Source organism: Armatimonadota bacterium (genome assembly GCA_031459855.1).
Lineage (GTDB): Bacteria > Sysuimicrobiota > Sysuimicrobiia > Sysuimicrobiales > Humicultoraceae > Fervidifonticultor > Fervidifonticultor primus.
Genome location: JAVKHP010000001.1, coordinates 936,294 through 955,411 on the forward strand (window position 1 = coordinate 936,294; position 19,118 = coordinate 955,411).

General features: G+C 71.9%; 18 protein-coding genes and 1 tRNA gene. 4 read left to right on the plus strand and 15 right to left on the minus strand.

The window, feature by feature from the left end:
* The first annotated feature begins 25 nt into the window (after positions 1-25).
* From QN157_04300 to QN157_04310, 3 genes are read left to right on the plus strand one after another with little or no spacing between them, the layout of a single operon-like run.
* Complete coding sequence (locus QN157_04300) at positions 26-967, plus strand: DUF1177 domain-containing protein (protein ID MDR7554807.1); 942 nt, start codon at positions 26-28, stop codon at positions 965-967.
* A gap of 36 nt (positions 968-1,003) precedes the next feature.
* Complete coding sequence (locus QN157_04305; protein MDR7554808.1) at positions 1,004-2,398, plus strand: efflux RND transporter periplasmic adaptor subunit; 1,395 nt, start codon at positions 1,004-1,006, stop codon at positions 2,396-2,398.
* Entirely contained in the window at positions 2,395-5,478 is a 3,084-nt protein-coding gene (locus QN157_04310) for an efflux RND transporter permease subunit (protein MDR7554809.1), read from the plus strand. Before QN157_04305 ends, QN157_04310 begins: the two co-directional genes overlap by 4 nt.
* Positions 5,479-5,691: 213 nt before the next feature.
* On the opposite strand, the gene QN157_04315 is transcribed toward QN157_04310, so the two are convergent.
* The 8 genes from QN157_04315 to QN157_04350 form a co-directional block, all read right to left on the minus strand.
* Positions 5,692-5,835, minus strand: a complete 144-nt coding sequence (locus QN157_04315) for a hypothetical protein (GenBank protein MDR7554810.1) — start codon at positions 5,833-5,835, stop codon at positions 5,692-5,694.
* Positions 5,836-6,006: 171 nt separating this feature from the next.
* Entirely contained in the window at positions 6,007-7,158 is a 1,152-nt protein-coding gene (locus QN157_04320; GenBank protein MDR7554811.1) for a PQQ-dependent sugar dehydrogenase, read from the minus strand.
* 284 nt (positions 7,159-7,442) lie between these two features.
* Positions 7,443-7,520: transfer RNA gene (locus QN157_04325), tRNA-Glu, on the minus strand.
* A 402-nt stretch (positions 7,521-7,922) separates the two neighbouring features.
* Positions 7,923-8,732: an SDR family oxidoreductase gene (locus QN157_04330; GenBank protein MDR7554812.1), complete on the minus strand. Its 810-nt coding sequence runs from the start codon at positions 8,730-8,732 to the stop codon at positions 7,923-7,925.
* Positions 8,659-9,525 (minus strand): LytTR family DNA-binding domain-containing protein, encoded by an 867-nt coding sequence (locus tag QN157_04335; protein ID MDR7554813.1) that lies wholly within the window; start codon positions 9,523-9,525, stop codon positions 8,659-8,661. Before QN157_04335 ends, QN157_04330 begins: the two co-directional genes overlap by 74 nt.
* A gap of 138 nt (positions 9,526-9,663) precedes the next feature.
* Positions 9,664-10,275, minus strand: a complete 612-nt coding sequence (locus QN157_04340; GenBank protein MDR7554814.1) for a histidine kinase — start codon at positions 10,273-10,275, stop codon at positions 9,664-9,666.
* A 46-nt stretch (positions 10,276-10,321) separates the two neighbouring features.
* Positions 10,322-10,864, minus strand: coding sequence for a sigma-70 family RNA polymerase sigma factor (locus QN157_04345; GenBank protein MDR7554815.1), 543 nt, complete (start codon positions 10,862-10,864; stop codon positions 10,322-10,324).
* On the minus strand, positions 10,759-11,031 hold the full coding sequence (locus QN157_04350; GenBank protein ID MDR7554816.1) for a sigma factor: 273 nt from the start codon (positions 11,029-11,031) through the stop codon (positions 10,759-10,761). Before QN157_04350 ends, QN157_04345 begins: the two co-directional genes overlap by 106 nt.
* 318 nt (positions 11,032-11,349) lie before the next feature.
* Between QN157_04350 and QN157_04355 the strand changes: the two genes are divergently transcribed.
* A complete protein-coding gene (locus tag QN157_04355) occupies positions 11,350-12,147 on the plus strand; it encodes an alpha/beta hydrolase (GenBank protein ID MDR7554817.1) in 798 nt (265 codons plus the stop codon).
* A gap of 25 nt (positions 12,148-12,172) precedes the next feature.
* On the opposite strand, the gene QN157_04360 is transcribed toward QN157_04355, so the two are convergent.
* The 7 genes from QN157_04360 to rpsF all read right to left on the minus strand — a co-directional run bounded on the left by QN157_04360 (position 12,173) and on the right by rpsF (position 18,904).
* Complete coding sequence (locus QN157_04360; GenBank protein ID MDR7554818.1) at positions 12,173-13,315, minus strand: citrate synthase; 1,143 nt, start codon at positions 13,313-13,315, stop codon at positions 12,173-12,175.
* 255 nt (positions 13,316-13,570) lie between these two features.
* Positions 13,571-15,910, minus strand: a complete 2,340-nt coding sequence (gene dnaB / locus QN157_04365) for a replicative DNA helicase (GenBank protein MDR7554819.1) — start codon at positions 15,908-15,910, stop codon at positions 13,571-13,573.
* A 296-nt stretch (positions 15,911-16,206) separates the two neighbouring features.
* On the minus strand, positions 16,207-16,653 hold the full coding sequence (gene rplI, locus QN157_04370) for a 50S ribosomal protein L9 (protein ID MDR7554820.1): 447 nt from the start codon (positions 16,651-16,653) through the stop codon (positions 16,207-16,209).
* The gene (locus QN157_04375) at positions 16,650-17,666 is read right to left on the minus strand and encodes a YybS family protein (GenBank protein ID MDR7554821.1); all 1,017 of its coding nucleotides are present in this window, start codon (positions 17,664-17,666) and stop codon (positions 16,650-16,652) included. The genes rplI and QN157_04375 overlap by 4 nt, the downstream gene beginning before the upstream one ends.
* 76 nt (positions 17,667-17,742) lie before the next feature.
* Positions 17,743-17,994 carry a 30S ribosomal protein S18 gene (gene rpsR / locus QN157_04380; protein ID MDR7554822.1) on the minus strand — a complete coding sequence of 84 codons (252 nt, stop codon included), beginning with the start codon at positions 17,992-17,994 and terminating at the stop codon, positions 17,743-17,745.
* 102 nt (positions 17,995-18,096) lie between these two features.
* A complete protein-coding gene (gene ssb / locus QN157_04385) occupies positions 18,097-18,492 on the minus strand; it encodes a single-stranded DNA-binding protein (GenBank protein ID MDR7554823.1) in 396 nt (131 codons plus the stop codon).
* Between the two features lie 25 nt (positions 18,493-18,517).
* On the minus strand, positions 18,518-18,904 hold the full coding sequence (rpsF, locus tag QN157_04390) for a 30S ribosomal protein S6 (GenBank protein MDR7554824.1): 387 nt from the start codon (positions 18,902-18,904) through the stop codon (positions 18,518-18,520).
* Positions 18,905-19,118 lie beyond the last annotated feature (214 nt).

Below are 19,118 nucleotides of genomic sequence, written 5' to 3' on the forward strand. Positions count from 1 at the left end.
GCGCCCACGCGAAGATGGCCGGGCCATGAGCTGGAGTCATACGCTGGAAGCCTACGACCTGCTGGACTCCGCCCACGTCACCGGCGAGCGCGTGGCCGCTGTCCTACGGACACGGGGCGCGGACTGCCAGGTCGAGCGGGTCGAGGGTGCCCATGGGACCACTGACGTCGTCCGGATCTTCGTCCCCGGCGCCCGCGGCCGCGCCGGCGGGGGCGACGCGCGCACGCTGGGGATCATCGGCCGCCTGGGCGGCATCGGCGCACGGCCGGCGCGGCTGGGCCTCGTCTCCGACGCCGACGGGGCCATCACCGCCATCGCGTGCGCCCTGAAGCTGGCCGACATGCGCCGCGAGGGCGACGTCCTCCCCGGTGACGTGATCCTCGCCACGCACATCTGCCCGCGGGCGCTGGTGCGCGAGACGCCGACCGTCCCCATGATGATGTCACCGGTGGACATGGCCGTGCTCAACGCCCGCGAGGTGGATCCGGCCATGGAGGCCATCATCTCCGTGGACACGACGCGCGGCAACCGCGTGATCAACCACAAGGGCATCGCCATCTCCTTCCCGGTGAAGGAGGGGTACATTCTCCCCGCGCCCGACGCCCTGCTGGATCTCTACCAGTGGGTGACCGGGCGACCACCGGTCATCCTTCCGCTGACCACGCAGGACATCACGCCATACGGCACCGGGCTGCGGCACATCAACAGCATCCTCCAGCCCGCGACGGCGACCCGGGCACCGGTGCTCGGGCTCGCGCTGACCGCAGAGACCATGGTCCCGGGGTCGGCGACAGGAGCCAGCGACGCCGCCGACATCGAGGTAGCCGTGCGGTTCTGCCTGGAGGTCGCCAAAGCGTTCGGCGCGGGCACCTGCGACTTCTACGACGCCCGGGAGTTCGACGAGCTGGTGGCGCGGTTTGGCCCCATGACGCGCCTGCAGACCACCGGCCAAACCCTGCCCGGCTGAGGGCCGTCATATACGAAGATGGATGGGGCCGCCATCATGAGACGCCTGCTCCGTACCCTCCTGACGTTGGGGCTCCTGGCAGCACTGGCCCTCGCCGTGGTCGGAGCGACCCAGTGGATCGGGCGGCGGTCGGCTGCCCGCGAAGCCCCCCAGCAGCAGCCGCGGCCGGTGCCGCTGGTCCGCACCGCCACCGTGGTGGCCACGCGGCTCGTGGAACAGACGACGCTTCCCGGTGAGGTTCGCGCGTCGGCCGTCGTCGACGTGACCGCGCGGATCCCCGGGCGCCTGGGTGCGATTCTCGTCGAGGAGGGCGCGGTCGTCGCCGCCGGACAGCTGGTCGCCCGGCTGGACGACCCTGAGCTCGAGCACGCCGTCCGGCAGGCGGAGGCTGCGCTGGACGTGCAGCGGGCCCGGCTGGCCCAGCTGCGGGCGGGTGCCCGCCCCCAGGAGGTCGCCCAGGCCGAGGCAGCGGTCCACCAGGCCGAGGTCGCGCTGGCGCAGGCCGAACGGGAGCTCGCCCGGACGCAGCAGCTGTTCGCCGACGGCCTCGTGGCCCGGGCGGCGGTCGATCGCGCCCAGACCGACGTCGAGCTGGCACGAGCCCGGCTGCGGGCCGCGCAGGAGCAGCTGGCGCTGGTGCGGCAGGGGCCGAGGGTCGAGGATCTCCAGGCACAGGAAGCCCTGGTGCGGCAGGCCGAGGCCACGCTGGCCCAACAGCGTGCCCGCCTGCGCGAGCTGCGCATCACCGCGCCCATCGGCGGCGTCGTCACCCGGGTGCCGGTGGAGCGTGGTGCCGTCGTCTCCACCCAGACGGTGATCGCCACCATCGCCACGCTGCGGCCCGTCGAGGTGGTCGTGCGCCTGCCCGAGACCGACCTCCCGCGCCTGCGTCCGGGCAGTCGTGCCCGCGTGGTCGCAGACGCGGTCCCCGGTCGGGTCTTCGAGGGGCGGATCGCCCGCCGCGCGCCGGCGCTGGACCCGGCCTCCCGGAGCGTCGAGCTCGTGGTCGAAGTCCTCAACCGCGATCTCGCACTGCGTCCCGGCATGTTCGTCCGGGCCACCGTGGTCTTCGACGAGCGCGACGCCCTCATGGTACCGTCCGACGCCATCGTGCGCCGCGGGGATGCGGCAGTGCTCTTCGTGATGCGCTCCCCGACCGTCGTCGAGGAACGCCGCGTCCGGATCGGCTACGTCGACGGCAGCCGCTCCGAGATCGTGGACGGCCTCACCGCCGGCGAGGAGGTGGTCGTCGCCGGCCAGCAGGGGCTGCGCGACGGCATGCAGGTCCGCACAGGCCCCAGCCGGCCACAGGGTCCTGCGGGCACCGATGCGGGCCCCGACCGCCCCCGCACCGGGCGGTCCCCCGGCACCACACCGCCCAGCCCCGACCCCGTCCGGGAGCCGGGCCGGCCACCCGGTACGCGACCGTGAACCTGGCCCGCGGCGCCATCCACCGGCCCGTGACCACGGCCATGATCTACCTGGCCGTAGCCTTCCTGGGGCTGGTGGCGTTCACGCGGCTCCCGGTCGACCTCCTCCCCGACATCTCCTTCCCCACCCTGAACATCACCACCGACTACCCCGGGGCGGGCCCCCAGGAGGTCGAGCGCGAGGTCACCGTCCTGCTGGAGAACGCGCTCAGCACGGTGCCCGGGGTCACGCAGATCTCGTCCAACTCCGTCGAGGGGCGGAGCAGCATCCAGCTGCGCTTCAACTGGGGCACCGACCTGGACGTGGCCGCCAACGACGTGCGTCCCGCCATCGACCGCGTCCGCGACCGCCTGCCGGACGGCGCGGAGACCCCGCGCATCGCCAAGTTCGACCCCAACCTGTTCCCCATCGTGCTGCTCGGCATCGAGGCCCGTGGCGACGTCGACGCCCTGCGCGACCTGGCCGAGAACGAGTACAAGCCGCGCTTCGAGCAGATTCCCGGGGTGGCCAACGTCGACGTCCGCGGCGGCCGCGAGCGCCAGGTGCACGTGCTCCTGGACCGCCAGCGCCTGGAAGCCCTGGGCGTCTCCGACCGTGAGGTCATCGCTGCGCTGGGTGCCGAGGCCACCGTCGAACCCGGCGGCGACGTGCGCGTGGGCACGCAGCGCCGGGTGGTACGCACCGTCGGCCGCTTTGCGTCCGTCGACGACATCGCGCGGGTCGTGGTCGCCACGCGCCAGGGCCTGCCCGTGCGCGTGGCCGACCTGGCCCAGGTGGTGGACACCCGGGAGGAGCCCACGTCGCTGGTACGCATCAACGGCCGCCCGGGTATCCTCATCGCCATCTCCAAACAGTCGGGCACGAACACCGTGGCGGTGGCGCGCAGCATCTTCCGGGTGGCGCGGGAGATCAACGAGCAGTTCCCCCAGGCCCGGCTGGTGACCATCAACGACGGCAGCCGATTCATCCGGCGGTCCATCGACACCCTGCGCAGCGCCGCCCTGGTGGGCGCGGCGTTGACGGCAGTGGTGCTGCTGGCGTTCCTGCGCAACGTCAGCAGCACCCTGATCATCTCCACGGCCATCCCCACGTCGATCCTGGCCACCTTCCTGTTGATGTTCTGGGGCGGTTTCACCCTCAACCTCATCACCTTTGGTGGCCTGGCGCTGGCAGTGGGCATGCTGGTGGACAACGCCATCGTGGTCCTCGAGAACATCTTCCGGCACCGCGAGGAAGGCCGCCCGGCACTGCTGGCCGCCGAAGAGGCCACCCGCGAGGTGGGCACGGCCATCATGGCCAGCACGCTGACCACGGTCGTGGTCTTCCTGCCCATGTTCTTCACCACCGGCATCGCCAGCGTGCTCTTCCGCCCGCTGGCCTACATGGTCACGTTCGCCCTGCTCTGCTCGCTGGTGGTCGCCCTGACCCTGATCCCCTCGCTGGCCGCCCGCGCCCTGGTCGTGGGCCACGGGCGCGGGGCGGCCGGTCGCCTGGCGGCCATGGCCGAACGGGCGTTTGGCGCCGTGGAAGACGTCTACCGGGCGGTGCTGATCCGGGCGATGCGCCGTCCATTCGTCGTCATTGGCACCGCGATCGTCCTGATCGTCGTCGCGTTCTCCGCGCTGCCCCTGCTGGGCCGCGAGACGTTCCCCCAGGCCGACGAGCGCGGGTTCTTCATGATCGTCCAGCTCCCGCGCGGGACGGCCCTCGACGTCTCCGATGCCACCGCGCGCCGCCTCGAGCAGGTGCTCATCGCACAGACGCCGGGCACCGACCTGGTGCTGTCGCTGGTGGGCAGCACGTTCGCCGCCACCAGCACCCACGTCACGACCTTCCGCGTCAGCCTGACGCCCGACGCCCCGCCCACCCAGGAGGTCATCGCCGACCTGCGCCGCCGCGTCCGGATCCCCGGCGCCACGGTGATCTTCCGCCCCTTCAGCTCGCTGTTCTTCTTCCGGTCCCCCGACCCGATCAGCATCGACCTGCGCGGCTTCGACCTGGAAGTCGGCAACGCCACCGCCCGACGGCTGCGCGGCGTGCTGGAGGGCATCCCCGGCGTCACCGACGTGCAGGTGAGCCGGGAGGAGAGCGCCGAGGAGTTCACCGTGCAGGTCGACCCGGTCAGGGCCGCCGCCTTCGGCACGACGGCGGCCCAGGTCGCAGCGTCCGTGCGCACCTACGTCGGCGGCCGCACGGCCGCGCTGTTGCGCAGCGGCGGCGAGGACGTCGACGTCGTCGTGCGCCTCCGGGAGGCCGATCGCCTGACGCCCGACCGCCTGGCGGCCCTCCCCATCAGCACCCCACGGGGCATCGTCCCGCTGCGCCAGCTGGCGCAAGTCACCGGCACCCCGGGCCCCACGCAAATCCAACGCCGCAACCGCGAGCGGGTCGTCACGCTGACCGGCAACATCACCGGCCGTGACGTGGCCAGCACGCTCCGCGACGTCCGTAGCGCGGTCCTGGCCCAGCGGCTCCCGCAGGGGTTCGCCGTGGCCTTCAGCGGCGAGTTCGAAGAGCAGCAGGAGTCGTTCTCCCAGTTGCTCTCCGGCTTCCTGATGTCCCTGGTGCTGGTCTACATGGTCATGGCGGCCCAGTTCGAGCGCCTGTTCGAGCCCTTCCTGATCATGGCGGCGGTCCCGTTCGCGCTGGTGGGCGTGCTGGGCGCCCTGCTGCTGACCGGCACCACCCTCAACGTCCAGTCGGGGCTGGGCGCCATCGTCCTGGTGGGTGTCGCCGTGAACAACGCCATCGTGCTCATCGACTACTCGCTGCAACTCCAGCACCGGGGTCTTCCCCTGCTGGAAGCCCTGGCCCGGGCCGGCCAGCGCCGGTTGCGGCCGATCCTGATGACCACGGCGACGACCATGTTCGGCCTGTTGCCGCTCGCTGTCGGCATCGGGGAAGGCGCCGAGCTCCAGGCGCCCCTGGCCCGCGCCATCGTCGGCGGGCTCGTCACCTCGACGCTGGCCAGCCTGTTCCTGATCCCGGCGTTCTACGTCGTGCTGGATCGCGTCCTGCAGTGGGCGCGCACCCGCCGCGCCCTGCCCGCGGGGGCGGTGGAGCCGACCGAGGGGAAGTAGAACCCCAAGGACGCGCGCCGACGAGCTGCAGGCCTGGCGTCAATTCGTTGTATCGTGGGAGCGGCGGAATCGACCGAAAGGAAGCAAACGGCCGTGGCGCGCGCCGACTGAGAGGTGGCCTGACATCGGTTGGTCATGTCGTAGGGACGGTCGGGGACCGGCCGAAGGGAAGCGAGCGGACGAGGCCTGGCCGACGCCGGCGCCAACCGGGGGCTACGGCGCACGGGGCAGTTCCAGACGAATCCAGCCCAGCGCGACCGCCAGCGCCAGCAGCACCAGCACGCTGGCGACCACCAGCCATTCCTTGCGGCTGTCGCCCGTGACCTGCCCGACGAACTTGGCTACGCGGCGGAGCACCGTGCGCCCCCTGGTGCCTTCCGGTACGATCCCGCTCCTGCTGCGAGGAGCAACGTCCACGTGCCTGCCATGCTGCCGCCCATCATCGCCGCGTCGGGACCCTCGCCGACGTCCACCGTGGCCTCAGGATCTGAGCGCTACCGTTCTGCCGCCCGTCATCGCCTCCGTCCGTCATCGCCCCATCGGGACCAGCCGGAGGATACGTCCTCGGGGGTTGTCCGTCGCCAGGTAGAGCAACCCGTCGGGCCCCTGCACCACGTCGCGGATGCGCTCGTGGAGGTCTGCCAGGTAGCGTTCCTCCCGCGCCACCCGGTCACCCTCGAGGACCAGCCGCACCAGCAGCCCCGGATTGAGTGAGCCGATGAACACGCTCCCCTTCCAGCCCGGGTAGGCGTCGCCCGTGTAGAACGCCATGCCCGAGGGCGCGATGACCGGGTCCCAGTAGTAGACGGGCTGTTCCATCCCGGGCTTCACGGTCGCCTCACCGATCTTCGCCCCCGAGTAGTCCACACCGTAGGTGATGACCGGCCAGCCGTAGTTCTTCCCCGCCTCGACCCGATTCAGCTCGTCGCCACCGCGGGCACCGTGCTCGGCCGTCCAGAGCTGTCCGGTCTCCGGGTGAAGGGCAGCCGCCTGCACGTTCCGATGGCCGTACGACCAGATCTCGGGCCGTACGCCCTCACGTCCCACGAACGGGTTGTCGCGCGGGACCGACCCGTCGGGGGCGATCCGCACGACCTTGCCGATCGTCGTCGACAGGTCCTGCGCACGCTCCCGGTAGGCGAACCGGTCGCCCAGCGTCACGAACAACGTGCCATCACGGCGGAAGACGAGCCGCGAGCCCCAGTGGTTGACGCTGGGGACCTTCGGCTGCTGGCGCCAGATGACCTGGGTACCCTCGAGGCCGGCCTCGCCCAGGCGCCCGCGCGCCACCGCCGTGCTGCCCCCGCCATCGCCCGGCTCCGCAAAGGAGAGGTAGACGGAGCGGTCCTGCACGAACGTCGGGCTCAGCTCGACGTCGAGCAGGCCGCCCTGTCCCTGGGCCAGGACCTGGGGAACGCCCGCCAGCGGGGCCGAGAGACGCCCGTTGCCGTCGACGATCCGCAGGCGTCCCGGGCGCTCCGTCACCAGGATGCGCCTGTCGGGGAGGAAGACCAGCCCCCAGGGACGCTCCAACCCCTCTGCCACCGTGACCACCCGGACGGGGGCCGCCGTGGGTTCAGGGGTGGGGGAACGGGGCGCCTGGGCCCGTGCCTGCAGGGGCAGGAGCAGGGACCCCACCAGCGTGACGCCGAGCAGCGCGTGCCTGATCCGACGATCCATCGGTGCGGCTCCTTTCGCCTGGAAACACTGCCCGCGGAGGAATGCTGCCTGCAATAGCGAACGTGCTCCGTCCGCACGGTCATTCCGGGATCGACGCGCCGGCTACCCTGGACACGCTCGCGACATGCGCGGAGCCCGTTGTCTTTGCCACGATCGTGGGCGCGCGGGCTCGCCCTGGACCTGGAATGCGCATCGGACAACTGAAACCGGTGCGACGGACCAGGACGCGATGAAGCTACACTGATGCCGACCCTGTACTGCACACGCGCGCATCGTGCCTGCACTGGTGCCCCCAGCGGGATTCGAACCCGCGTTACCGGCTTGAAAGACCGGTGTCCTGGGCCTGCCTAGACGATGGGGGCAGCCTGCGGCGTGCCGACGCGGCGCATGTGGTCGCTCGCCCCGACATGCCACCCGCTGCTCGCTGCGGCAGCCCGCACCGCTGCGCGCAGCGCCGCCTCCTGAGTATAGCAGTCGTCTCTGCGCCGGGCGAGCCTGAGCACAGCGCGCGTCCACCCACCGGCAAGGCCACCGCGCCAGGGCGCGCGGCGCCAGCTCCCCGGAGCGCGCCAGCTGCAGCGACGGCGTGTGCGTGTCGACCTGGCGGAGACGTCGCCGATCACTGGAACCGGAGGCCCACCCGCAGTACGCGCAGGTGGCCTGCGTCGACCCCGGCGGAAGCTCGGCCTGCGCGCGCCCCTTGGCGTCTGCGGCGGGTACGCGCAGGTTGCCTGCGCCGACCTCGGCGGAAGCGTCGCCGGCCTCTAAAACGGCCCCCGCACCACGCCACCGTCGACCTGAAAGACGCCGCCGGTGATGAACGACGCCCGCTCCGAGGCCAGGAAGACGGCCAGCGCGGCGAACTCGCGCGGCTCGCCCAACCGGCCTAGCGGCACCTGCGACACCCACAGGCGCTGGAGGGCCTCGTCGGTCGAGATGCCCTGGCGTTCCGCGTACTGGCGGGTCAGGTCCACCAGGCGGTCGGTCGCGATCGGCCCGGGGCACAGCACGTTGACCAGGATGTTGTGCGGCCCCAGCTCCACCGCCTGGGTCTTGGCCAGCCCCACGACCGCCAGGCGTACCGCGTTGGACAGCACCAGGTTCGGCAGCACCTGCTTGACCGTGAACGAGGCGATGTGGAGGATGCGCCCCCAGCGGCGCTCCTGCATGACCGGGATGACCGCGCGGGACAGCCGCACCGCGCCCAGCAGCAACGACTGCACCGCGGCCTCCCACTGGGCGTCGGAGACCGCGACCGCCGGGCCCGAGGGCGGCCCACCCGCATTGGTCACCAGGATGTCGACGCGTGCCCACCGCCGCAGGGCTTCGTCGACCACCCGCTGACAGTCGGCCGCCTGCCCGACGTCGGCAACCACCGGCACGGCCTCCCCGCCGGCCTCGCGCACCCCGTCTGCCGCATTGATCGCCGACGCCGTCGCGGTCAGCACCTCGGCCGTCCGCGCGCACAGCACCACGCGCACGCCCTCGGCGGCCAGCCCTTCAGCGATCGCGCGTCCCAGGCCCCGGCTCCCGCCGGCCACGATCGCCACGCGCCCCTGCAAGCCCAGGTCCATGCACCCCTCCTGCCGCGAACCAGATCACACTCCGTCGAAACGCGGCCAGCCGTGACTTGGCAACCGGCACGTGCGTTTCCTGCGCGTCGTCCAGCACCAGGGTGTGGACGTGACGCGACCACGGGACCAGCGCGCGCACCCGGCGCAGGTTCACCAGGTACGCGCGGTGGGTGCGCAGGAAGCCGAAGGCGCCCAGCGCCTGCTCGAACCGTCGCAGCGGCGCCCGCACCGCCACCGTTCCCACGTCGCTGTACACGATGCAGGTGCTCCCGCGCGCTTCCACGTAGACGATCCCCTCCGGCGCCACGGCGCGGTGGTGGTCGCCCGCGGCCAGGAAGAGTCGGGGCATGCTGCCCCCGCCTCCCGCATGGCGGGCAACGCCGCTCGCGACCGATTCCGTTCCCCTCTCGGGGCTGCTCCCTGTCCGCCGCAGACGCAGGCGCACCCGACGGACCGCCTCGCGGACCCGCGCAGCCGACAGCGGTTTCAGCAGGTAGTCGACCGCATCCAGCTCGTACGCAGCGGCAGCGTAGTCGGCAAACCCCGTGGTGAACACCACCACCGGGCGGGGACTCGACGCCAGGTGACGCGCCACCTCCACGCCATCCCCGTCGGGCATGCGGACGTCCAGGCAGACGACGTCGCACGGCACGCGCGCCAGCATCGCCAGCACCTCCTGACCCGAGGCGCACTCGGCGACGACCCGCACCCCGCTGGCCGCCAGCAGCCCGCACAGGTGCGCGCGGGCGGGTGGTTCGTCGTCGGCGACCAGGGCGCGTAGCGCGCGACTCACCTCGTCCTCAGCCCTTTCCGTGGGGCACCTGGCTCGTCCGCCTCGTCGAGGAAGCTGCGAGTGATACCCACCTTGCCCTCAGCCCTTCCCGTCGGGCACCCGGCACTGCCGGCACACCCTGGGTACATAGCGGGCGGCTCACCTCGGCAGGACCACCACCGCAAGCGTGCCCCGCGGCCACCGACGCCATACCCGGAGCCGCGCCCGCGCGCCCCAGAGCGCCACCAGCCGCCCCCGCAGCGCCACCAGCCCCCCACCGGTGCGAGCCGGGAACGGCCGCGCGACACCCGGGCCATCGTCGGCCACTGCCAGCAGCAGGTGCCCTGCAGCAAGGCGCACGCGCACGCACACGCAGCCGCCCTCCGGGCGTCGGACCACCGCATGGTGGATGGCGTTCTCGACCAGCGGGTGGAGGACGAGCGGCGGCACCAGCGCCCCCATTGCCTCGGGCGGACATGAGACGTGGAGGCGCAGCCGCCCGCCCAGGCGCGCTCGCTCCACTCCCACGAGGGCCAGCACGAGGCGGATCTCCTGCGCAAGTGGCACGACCGGCCGCGCAGGCTGGAGCAATCCACGCAGGTAGCCGGCCAGGTGCGCCAGCAGGTCTTCGGCTGCCTCCGGACGACGTCGCGCGAGCAGGGCAGTGGCGGCCAGCGCGTTGGCCAGCGCGTGGACCTGCGCCCGCGCCTGCCAGTGCGGCAAGCCGCGCAGCGCGGACAGCGCCGATGCCCGGCGTCGGTTGCGCGTCACGGGCCCTCACGCTCGGCCGGCCTGGATCCCAACCAGGCCGGATGCTTCAGCAGGACGGACGGGGGGCCGCCGGGGCTCGCCTCGTCGGAGCATGAACCGACGGGTCGACGGACGAGACGCGCCGTGCGGCACACCTCCCATTCGGGGCGTGCCGGCGCGGCTCCTGCCCACCGGCGCACGCCGGCGACGTACCGGCCGCGTCGCCATCGACGAACCGCCGCAGCCGGTGCTGGGCGCGCCGCTGGATCTCCAGCACGCGCGTCACCGACAGCCCCATGGCCACGGCGGCGCCCCGCACCGACAGCCCCCGGACGAACCGCAGGGTGAGCACCTCGCGGTCGCGCGGCGGCAACGCCAGCAGGCCGCGCCAGACCTGCGCCCGCAGGTCGGCCTCGAGCGCCAGCGCTTCGGGGTCGTCGGCGTCGTCGGGGAGCATGGCAGCCTGCTCCAACTCGACAAGCTGCACGGGGGGCGGGCCGCCGGTCACTCGCAGGGCGCGGCGGGCCGCGCGTGGCAAGAAATCCCGCGCCCGCAAACCGTCGTAGATCGCTCCACGGATCCGGTAGCCGGCGTAGGCGCTGAACCCCACGCCACGGTGTGGGGATCGTAGCGGTGCGCCGCCTCCATCAAGCCGACCATTCCGTCGCCGATCAGGTCGCCCCGGTCGACGGTGGACGGCAACCGCCGTGCCACCATCCGGGCGATGGCGCGGACGAGGGGCAGGTAACTCTCGACCAGCTGCGCTGGCTGCGACATGCTGCACCTCCGGATGCACCTGGCGGTGGTTCCACCATGCCCGATGCCGCGCACGGTGACACAGCGCCCGGGGCAACAGGGGCACGCTGTCGTCAAACGGGTGCACGCGAGATGCAGACGGGATGTCGCGGGCACGACGCAGTATGCTATCCAGCAGGTAGTACCGTGCGCTCGGACGCCGGTGCCGCCTGTCGGAAGACGCGGGAACGGTCCCTGCCCGCGACGCGACGCCTCGGTGTGGCGACCTGCCCGACGACCGGTCCCGGCACCGGGGCGGCGTCGCGGCCGCTGCGCCATGGGCGGGAGGAGGAAGGGACGATGCACCTCGAGGTGAACGGCCAGCGCCTTTGGGTCCACACGTGGGGGACAGGTCCGCCGGTCGTGCTGCTCCACGGGTTTCCGCTGAACGGCGCGATGTGGCGCGTTCAGGGCGAGGCGCTGGCAGACGGCTGGCAGGTGGTCGCGCCCGACTTCCGCGGCTTTGGCGATTCCGACCCGCCGGGCGCGCCCGTGTCCCTCGACGCCTATGCCGAGGACGTGCTGCGGGTGGCGGACGCCCTGGGGCTGTCGCGGTTCGTGCTGGGGGGTCTCTCCATGGGTGGCTACGTGGTGTTCCGTGTCCTGGCGAGGGCCGCGGACCGCGTGGCCGCGGTCATCCTCGCCGACACGCGCGCCGACCCCGATACCGACGAGGGCAGGCAGCGCCGGTTCGACGCGATCGCCCGCATCGAGCGTGAGGGCCCGGACGGGTTCCTGGCCGACTTCACGGCCACGCTCGTGGGCGCCACCACCCGGGCACACGGAAGCGAGGTCCTGGAGGCCGTCCGCGCCATGGCCCGACGCGCCCATCCCCGGGGCCTGACCGCAGCGCTGGCCGCGATGGCCGCGCGCCCGGACAGCCGGCCGCTGTTGGCGCGCCTGACCGTCCCCGTGCTCGTGCTCGTCGGCGAGGAAGATACGTTAGCCCCGCCCGAGGTCGCCCGCACGATGGCCGCAGCCACTCCCCGCGGACAGCTTGTGGTGATCCCAGCCGCCGGCCACCTGAGCAACCTGGAGCGGCCCGACGTGTTTACGGCGGCCGTGCGGACGTTCCTGACGGAAGTGCCAGGCCCCTGAGACCGCTCCTCCCAGGGCCCGGTCGCTACCGCCGCTCCTCGAGCGGTACGAACGTCCTGTCCAGCGGCCCCACGTACTCGGACACCGGCCGGATGAGCCGGTTGTCGGCGTACTGCTCCATGACGTGGGCGGTCCAGCCGACGATGCGGCTCACGGCGAACACCGCCGTGTAGAGGTCGGTGGGGATGCCCATCGCGCGGTAGACCGACGCCGAGTAGAGATCGACGTTGGCGTGGATCTTGCGCTGGGCGGTCACGACGTCCTCGACTCGCCGGGTGAGCTCGTACCAGCGGACGTCGCCGGCGCGCTCGCCCAGCCGCTTCGAGAGCGGCCGCAGGATTCGGGCCCGCGGGTCCTCGGTGCGGTAGACCCGGTGCCCGAACCCGGGGACCTTCTTCTTGGCCGCCAGCATCTCGGTGATCACCGGCTCCACGCGCTCGACGGTGCCGATCTGCTCCAGCAGCCGCATGACCTCCTCGTTGGCCCCCCCGTGGAGGGGACCCTTGAGCGTGCCGATGGCCGACACCACGGCCGAGTGCAGGTCGGAGAGGGTGGCGGCAGTCACGCGCGCCGAAAAGGTACTGGCGTTGAACTCGTGGTCAGCGTGGAGGATCAGCACCACGTCCAGCGCCCGCGCGACCTCCGGGTCGGGCGCGGCGCCGTGCAACTGGTAGAGGAAGTTGGCCGCGTGCCCCAGTGTCGGCAGCGGGGGCAGCGGCTCGGCCCCGGTGCGCAGCCGGTGGAACCCCGCCACGATGGCGGCCACCTGCGCCGTCAGGCGGACCGCCTTGCGGAGGTTGGCCGCCGGCGCGTTGTCGGCGGCCTCGGGATCGAAGTGGGCCAGGGCCGAGACGGCCGTGCGCAGCACGGCCATGGGATGCGCATCGGGCGGCACCAGCCGCAACACCTGCACCACGGGCCCTGGCAGGCGGCCCGCCGCCACCAGGTCGGCACGCAGCTGGTCGAGGGCGGACCGCGACGGCAGGTCGCCATGCCAGAGCAGGTAGGCCACTTCTTCGAAGGTGGCCCGCTCGGCGAGCTCGATGGCGTCGTATCCCCGATAGATCAACCGGCCGTGGACGCCGTCGACCAAGCAGATCGAGGACAGCCCTGCAACAACGCCCTCCAGGCCCTCGGCGACCTGGACCTTCCCGGGTGGTGTGGCCATACGTCCTCCCCGCGCGGGAACCGCGCTGTGACGGGTGCACCGGCAGTGTCTCGTGCAGTGTCTAGTGTAGCCGCGGCCCGCGGCTACTGACAAGCAAGCGGGCTTTGGCTGCCGCGCCGCACCTGGTCACCCTCTGGCCGCACCTTGCGCCGCCCTCGACCCTACCCCGCCGCATCCGGCGCCGCCCTCAGCCCACTCCTTACCGCACCGGCGCCGCGCTGGACCGCCGCTCCTCTCACCCCGTCGCCGTCGGTGCTACGACCCCGCCGCCGCGTGGCGCCGGTCGAGGTCCATGAACCGCCCGTACTCCCTGTGGAAGAACATCTCGATGTCGCCCACCGGCCCGTTGCGGTGCTTGGCGATGCGGATCTCGGCGATGTGCTCCTTGCCCTCGGCGCGGGCCTTGGCGTGGTCGTAGTAGTCCTCACGGTAGATGAACAGCACCAGGTCGGCGACCTGCTCCAGCTCGCCCGACTCCCGCAGGTGCGACAGCTGGGGACGCTTCGTCCCCGACAGCTCCACGACCCGCGACAGCTGCGAGACGGCCAGCACCGGGATGTCCAGCTCCTTCGCCAGCGACTTGATGGCGCGGGCGATCTCCGACACCTCCTGTGTCCGGTTCTCCGCCCGCTTGTACGACTGGATCATCTGCAGGTAGTCGATGATGATGAGGCCCAGGCCGTGCTCGGCTCGCAGCTTGCGGGCTTTGGCGCGCATCTCGATGGCGGTCAGGTTGGCGGTATCGTCGATGAAGATGGGCGCCTCCGACAGCCGCCCCATCGCCGCCGCCAGCCGGGGCCAGTCGGCGTCGGTCAGGTAGCCCGTGCGCAACCGGGACGAGTCGACCTGCGCTTCGCTGCACAACATCCGCTGCACGAGCTGCTCCTTGTTGGTCTCGAGGCTGAAGATCGCCACGGGGATCTTGTGCTCCAGCGCCGCATGCTGCGCGATGTTCAGGGCGAACGTCGTGTTGTGCACGCAGACGTCGTTGGCGACGAAGTTGTGGGTCTCGGGCACGGTGAGGTCGTACACCTGCGAGGCCCCGGCCTCCTCGATGTGCACGATCTCCTCCCACATGATGTCCACGTCGTCCAGCAGCGAGCGCTGGGCGTGCCGGGCCCACCGGCGCAACCGCTCCCACCCGAACAGGCCGCACTCGCGCACGACCGCCAGCGTCGCGCTCACCCCCAGCGCGAGCGTGGCCCCGTCCCGGACGGCCGGGGCCCCAAACCGCAGCAGCAGGTGCTGCACCTGGCGCGCCATGCGCGCCGACGGCAACACAACCGTCGCCCGGTAGCCGTCCGGGTGGTCGACCACCTCGGCGGTGGCCCCCAGCAGGCGGTTGAGGAACAGGGCGAGTTTCTCGCGCCGCAGGGTGAAGACGGCTGCGGGCAGCCCGCGGGCGCCCGCGGGCTGCGCCAGCTCGGGGTAGCGCCAGCGCAGGTCCTCGATGGCCAGTCCGCCTTCGGCGCCACCACCAATGGCGCGGACATCGACCGGTCGGCGCGCGGCCGCCAGGATCGCCTCGGCCGCGGCCGCGGCGTCGGCGAAGTCCTCGGCGATCGCGGGATGGGTGGGCAGGCGCCCGCTGCACACGTAGGCCAGCAGCTTGATCTCGTGGTCGGGCAGCTCGCCCCGGCCGAACACCGGCAGGCGGCGCGGCACCGCCACCAGCGCGCCCGGCTGCAGTGCGGCCAGCGGCTCCCACCCGTGGGGCGTCAGGAACGGGTGCGTGAGCGTCGTCTCCACCTGGCGCCCGCCGCTCGTGGTGACCCGGAAGACCGGCTTGATCCCGTCGTCGACGAAGAGGCTGGGCTCGGCGGGGCGGAACCGGTGGTCGGCCCCGAGCGTCAGCAGGCGCGCGCGGCCGGCAGCCACCAGCTCCTGGATCGTCCGCACCTCGCCCGTGACGGCATCGACCACCTCAGCGTCGAACTTGAGACACTTGCCCATCGACGGTCGGGCGGCCACGATGATGAGGTCGGCGGGCTGCAGGCCGGAGGTCAGCTTGTCCAGCTCGGCGAACCCCGTGGGCACCCCGGTGATGGTCCCCTTCTCCCGGTAGCGCTTGTCAATGCGGTCGAAGCTCTCGCGCAGGATCTCCGGCAGCGGCACGAACTCCTGCCCCATGCGCCGGGAGGCGATGCCGAAGACCAGCTTCTCGGCCTGGTCGACGAGCAGCTCGACGTCCTGGTCTTCGCGGTAGCCCATGTCCACGATCCGCGTGCCCGCGTGGATCAGCTGGCGGAGCATCGACTTCTGGACGACGATCCGGGCGTAGTACTCGACGTTGGCGGCGGTCGGCACCGCGTGCAGTAGCGAGGTGACGTAGGCCACGCCGCCCACGTCGTCGAGGAGCCCGCGGGCGCGCAGCCGGTCGGTGACGGTGATCAGGTCTGCGGGCTCGCCGCGCTCGAACAGATCGGCGATCGTCTCGAAGATGCGCCGGTGGGCCTCGCGGTAGAAGTCCTCTGGACGGAGGATCTCCACGGCCCGCGCGATGGCGTCGCGCTCGAGCAGCATCGAGCCCAGCACGCTCTGTTCCGCCTCGAGGTTCTGCGGCGGCACGCGGTCTATGGCCGGGCTATCAGCCATATCCGAACTCCCGTTCGCTCTTGGCCTCCAAGTATATCGAACAAATGTACGATATGTCAAGCGGCCCGAAAAAGAAACTCCAGGCACAACGGTTTGGCACTCCCTTGTGGAATCCCTTGGGGACGCGATGCGCGCAATGGCACATCGCATCGTTCAATAATGGTGGATTGCCGGTGAGCATCCTGTGGACGATCGGCAACGGTGGCACCGCCCGCAGAGGGCATCCGGACGATCCGGGCATCCTGCGGGCAGCCGGCACTCCCGCCACGGCCACCGCAGCAGGCCGGATGGTGGGGTCAGCGGCTTCCGACGACGTTCACCTCGACGTGCACCACCACCCCCGGACGCAGGCGGACCGGCACCTTGTAGAAGCCCTCCGCCCGAATGGGCTCGTCGAGCTCGACCTGTTTCCGCGTCACCGGGAACCCCCGCGCCTCCAGCGCAGCCGCGATCTGCTGCGCCGTGACAGCGCCGAAGAGCCGTCCGCGCTCCCCGGCGCGGGCACGGATCTCCAGCACCAGCGCCTCCAACCGCCGTCGCTGGTCGGCGAGCTCCTGGCGTTCGCGCTCGAGACGCTGCTGGCGCGCGCGCCGCTGCTGCTCGAGCTGTCGCAGGGTGCCCTCGGTGGCCTCCACAGCCAGCCCGCGCGGCAGCAGGTAGTTGCGGGCGTGCCCTTCCTTGACCTCGACGACCGTACCGGCCTTGCCCGTCCCCGGCACGTCCTTCAGCAAGACGACTTTCATGAGCCCGCCTTGGACCGCTGGTCCCGCGGCAGCCCCCAGCGATCCCGTACCTTCAGGAGGCTATCGGCGATCCCCAGGTAGAACACCACGAGGTTGAGGAACGGCAGCGCCGTCGAGAGCATGAACAGCAGCACGACGGCGAACCAGCGCTCGCGGCGCGACAGCTCCAGGTTGCCGAGGATCACCCAGGTGGCCAGGAGCCCCTGGAACATGAAGGCGATCATCGACGCAAACAGCATCGACAATCCCGCGCCTGCCAGCGAGACGCCACCGACCCGAGGTCCCGCCGCGCTCAGCACGAAGCCCAGCACGGGGAACCAGACCGCCCAGGCGGGCAGCCGCCACTGTCGGGCCGGCGGCAGCGGGCGCAGGCTGAAGCCGAAGCGTCCGAGCACGCGCCGCGCCACCTCGTAGTTGAGCCACGCGGCCAGCACGGCGCCCAGCACGAACGACGCGGGCAGCAGGTAGGGAAGGAAGCGCGCCGCCTCGGTCATCTGCCGGGTCACGGCCTCGAGCTGCTCCGGCGGGACGCCCAGGCGGGCATAGAGCCCGGTGGCCATGGCTGCGCTGCGCTCCATGGTGCGCTGCATCTCCTGGGCCACGGCGGTAGGGCTCATGCGCCCACCGCCCAGCAGCCCCAGGAAGCTCAGAGCGGTGGAGCACGCCGACACCAGGGAGCCCGCGGCCACCACGCGCGCGGCCGGCCACCCGCGCGCCGCCCCGGTGCCGATCACCAGCCCCATGGGCGCGAACGAGATCAGGATCGCGACCCCCACCAGCGGGCCCGCCAGCGTGGCGCCCACGAGCCCGCTGGCCGCTGCAGCGACGATTGCGACCCGCAAACCGTGTCGGATGACCAACACAGCCAGGGGCAGCGGACACAGCAGGGCGGTCGCGATTCCCACCAGCGGCAGGTAGCGCGTGGCAACGGCGAACAGCGCCACCAGGGCGGCGAGGATCGCGCCCTCGGTCAGCCCGCGCGTGCTGATCGTCTTCGCGTCGCTTCCCGCCACGTCGTCTTTGCCCCGCGGGCGGCCGGAGTCTTTGCACGCCGCCCCCGCCGGCCGACTGCGCCGCTACAGGGCGCGTCTAGTCGACGGTCGTGTACGGCAGCAGGGCCAGCTCGCGGGCCCGCTTGATGGCGACGGCCAGGAGGCGTTGGTGCCGGGCGCAGTTGCCAGAGACGCGCCGGGGCACGATCTTCCCGCGGTCGGTCACGTACCGCCGCAGGCGCTGCGCATCCTTGAAGTCGATCTCCCGGGCCTTCTCGGCGCAGAACGCGCAGGTCTTGCGCTTCTGCCTGCGTCCCCGCCACTGTTTCTTCGGCGCTGCGTCTGCCATACGTTCCCTCCGGGATGCTCCTGTCCGATTGCCGTCTGTCGTCGCCACACGCCCCGCGCCCGCCGGTCCGCGGCGCCCGCCGCGCCGGATACTCGCCGGGCCCTAGAAGGGGACGTCCTCCTCGACCTCCTCGGCGAACTCCTCGCCCTGGGCGGGTGCCGCCACCGCCGCGCCTGCTGCCTTGCGGTCGAGAAACCGGACCGCGTCGGCCACCACTTCGGCGACCCGCCGCTTCTGGCCGTCCTGCGTCTCGAACGACCGGATCTGGAGCCGGCCCTCCACGGCCACCAGACGCCCCTTGGACAGGTGCTGGCTGACCTGTTCCGCCAGCTTCCGCCAGGCCACGACGTCGATGAAATCGGTCTCGCGCTCGCCCTGCTGGTTGGTGAACGGGCGGTCGACCGCCAGGGTGAACGACGCTACGGGCTGCCCGCTGGGCACGTACCGCAGCTCAGGGTCACGGGTGAGCCTGCCGATGAGGATGATCCGGTTGAGCACCGCACTCCCTCCCCCTGCCGGGACCTCAGGTCCCGGGCGTCTCGGTTCTTGCCGCTGCGGGCGTCGCCTCGGGCTGCGCGGCGCCGAGCTGACCGGAGGGTGGCGCGGACGCGGCCTTGGCCAGGGGCCCGACCGCGACGGTCACCGAGGCGCGCAGGATCTCCTCGCTGAGGCGCAGCGCCCGCTTGATCTCGGGAATGGCATCCCCCGAAGCCGAGAAGCGGACGAACACGTACTGCCCCTCCCGATGCCGCTGGATGGGGTAGGCCATCCGGCGCTTGCCCCAGACCTCCGTGTGCTCGACGACGGCATGCTGCTCGCGCAGCCGCTGATGCACGCGCTCGACCAGTGCCGCCAGCGCCTCGCCGTCGAGGTCGGGTTTCGCGATGTACACCAGATCGTAGCTCTTCACCACAGCCCCCTCCTCCTCTGGACTTCCAGACCCGCAGCGCCAGGTCCGGAGGGCGCATCGCCCACGGCCCTCCGCACGACGGGCGCCGCCGGAGGGCAGGAGGAACGCGCGGTACGAACAACCGCACCGCTACAAGCGACGCCAATTCTAGCATCGGCGCTCACATGGGACAAGTACGGGGGTGGCGCCGGGCAGCCATGTGAGGTTGCGTCCG